Source organism: Mesorhizobium sp. M0998, assembly GCF_040318885.1.
Taxonomy (GTDB): Bacteria; Pseudomonadota; Alphaproteobacteria; order Rhizobiales; family Rhizobiaceae; genus Mesorhizobium.
Map to the genome: position 1 here is coordinate 1 of NZ_JAMYND010000096.1, position 2608 is coordinate 2608.

The 2608-nt window shown below is 58.7% G+C and carries 2 protein-coding genes; one reads left to right on the forward strand and one right to left on the reverse strand.

Going from position 1 to position 2608, the window contains the following annotated elements; translation table 11 throughout:
* Window positions 1-368: 368 nt before the first annotated feature.
* Window positions 369-749: a hypothetical protein gene (locus NKH59_RS33155; protein ID WP_352618720.1), complete on the reverse strand. Its 381-nt coding sequence runs from the start codon at window positions 747-749 to the stop codon at window positions 369-371.
* A gap of 184 nt (window positions 750-933) precedes the next feature.
* Between NKH59_RS33155 and NKH59_RS33160 the strand changes: the two genes are divergently transcribed.
* Window positions 934-2376 (forward strand): LuxR C-terminal-related transcriptional regulator, encoded by a 1443-nt coding sequence (locus tag NKH59_RS33160; RefSeq protein ID WP_353024433.1) that lies wholly within the window; start codon window positions 934-936, stop codon window positions 2374-2376.
* Window positions 2377-2608 lie beyond the last annotated feature (232 nt).

A 2608-nucleotide genomic window follows, 5' to 3' on the forward strand; every position in this document is an offset into this window, starting at 1 on the left:
GAAATCCCCATAACCATCGCCTGTGGCCCGCGGGTTCCTTCCTCGGGGACTTTCGTACGCCTGCCGGCGCCCGAAACTCTTCACGCAAGCAGATCGGCAGCTTTCGAGCATCCCGTTGGCAAAAGCAGTCATTCAGCTCACGTGAAGAGTTTCGGGCGCCGGCAGGCGTACGAAAGTCCCCGAGGAAGATGCTCGTTCGCCCTTGGCCGAATCGCGCCCCTGACCCATTCCAGACATCCGTCGGATCCTAGACCGAACATGTAGCTTGGAACTCAAAGGGAGCCACCGAGCCGATACGACCGGACTAGGAAGCCAATTGACCACAATACTTGCCTGATATGCTGCCCCGGTTGCGCGCTCCAGAACGATCACTCGTCGAGCCAGTATTGGCGGGAACAGCCGAACTGGCGCGACGCGACAGATTGGCGCTTGGCGACAAATGCCGTTGCGGAGAGACTCCGGGGCGAGTTGTTCGCTTTCGCACCAGGCACGATCGTGTAACCCTGATCGACCAGTTGCAATTTCAGCTCCCAGAGATGCCGTTTGAAGCCGTTCTCGATTTGGCTCCGAGGATAGCGCCATCCATTCCTGCACGCTCGGATGAGAATATCGGAATACAATTCCGCACTAACCGCTCTCGTGGCATCTTCGGAAATCAGCTTGCCACCAGATTGCATGCCTTCGGACAAGCATGGTCCAGCCGACAAAGGCAGCACCAGCATTGCGGCAAAGATTGAGGACTTTGTCATGGATACCTCCTGTTACAGAATGGATTGGGGGCTCTGCGACCCTACGAAACCGTATCGACAGGAAAGCCTAGAATTGCTGGCGGTCGGATGGCATCGTGCAAATGCTGTGTTTTCGGGATCGCATCTGTAGTATTTTGCCGTGCCGGGTCGGCCACAACTCGTAGCGGATCGGAGACTTGAAGCGATGCTTCGCGCCGTAAGCAATCCTCTGACCAGTCTGTCGGACCGGGAGCGGGTGGTCGCTGCAAAATTCGCCGAGGGGATGACCTATCGTGAAATCGGCGAGACGCTCTTCATAGCGCCGACTACCGTTCGGACCCATCTGTCGGCCATCTATCGGAAACTCGATATTCGCAACAAAGTGGCGCTTGCAACCTTGCTTGCCAACCAACACGAGCAAGACACGGGCCAGGCACCATCCGGTGGCCTTTCGGTAGAGGGCTCAGGGCCAACAGTCGTTGCGGTTCTCCCTTTCGACAATCTGAGCGCGGACGAAGCATGGAACCGCTTGGCCGATGGCTTGTCGGCGGACATCATGGTCGACCTCGCTCGCTACCCCGACCTTGCGGTCATCGCCCGCCAGACCATGCTCTCGTACAAGGGACGGCGCGATGACGTGCGATCCATCGGGCGGGAACTGAATGCGGATTATCTACTTGAGGGGACCTTGCAGGCGGCAGCGCAGCAGCTGCGGATCTGCGTCCAACTCGTCGACGCGCGCACTGGAGTCGATTTGTGGACGGCCCGCTATGATCGATCTGCGGAAGACCTGTTTGCGATGCAGGACATAGTCACCGAAAACGTCGTCAATGTCCTTGCTAGCTGTTGCGGCAAGCTCGCAAAACTTCGACGTGATGTTGTCCGTCGAAAACACCCCGCCAGCCTTCGTGCCTATGACTACTATCTGCTCGGCGTCGAGCAGCACAATTTGTACACGCACGCTTCGAATGCGGAAGCGGTGCGGCTTCTGACGCGTGCCATCGAGCTGGACCCGGATCTTGCCAGAGCCTGGACAGTCTTGGGGCTGGCGCATGCCGTCGCCGCCATCAATGCGTTTACCAATGACCCTTCCGCCGCAAAGGAGCGCTGGAAACTGTGCCTCGAACGAGCTTTGGCGCTCGACGCGGGTGATACCCATGCGCACATATGTCTAGCCGAGCTTCGAGCCTTGCAGGGCGATCTCGTTGCCACAGCAAGAGAACATGATCTTGCCTTGGCGGCCGCCCCGCACGATGCCGATACCCTTGCCTTGCTTGCCGGAGGAAAGGCATTCGTGACAGGCGACCCGCAGGAAGGATATGAACTGGCGAAGCGCGCGATCCGTCTCAATCCACATGTTTCCTGGTACTATAGCATGCTGGGCCGGTCGAGCTTCGTTATAGGTCTCCACAGGGAGTGCCTGACCGCGTTCAGCCAAGCTCCGCCGGACTCGCCTGCAACGCTGCTGTTCCAAGCCATGGCGCACGCCATGCTCGGCGAAACACCTCAGGCAATAAAGATTGCCAACCGGTTGGCGAGAGAATTTCCAGACATTTCGGCCGAAGGATTTATCGGCTCCTATCCAGTCACCAGTCCTCCTGCAATTGCCGCGATCCGGGAGGGCGCCCGCCGCGCGGGGCTGGCCTAGCTTCAATTGAGATACCATTGCGGAGCCCTCGGCGCGACCAAGCGAGTCTTAGCGACAATGTTGATTGCCTATGGCGTCGTAGACGCTGTCGGCTACGCGCAGGCGCAGTATCCGCTCACCATCATTGCACCAGTCTCTGGTCAAACTGTACCCATCCGGTGAAGACCGCAGACGTGTATCCGGCGGCCATGAGCACCTGAGCACCGCGGTGCCGGCGTCAAGCTTTCTTTGG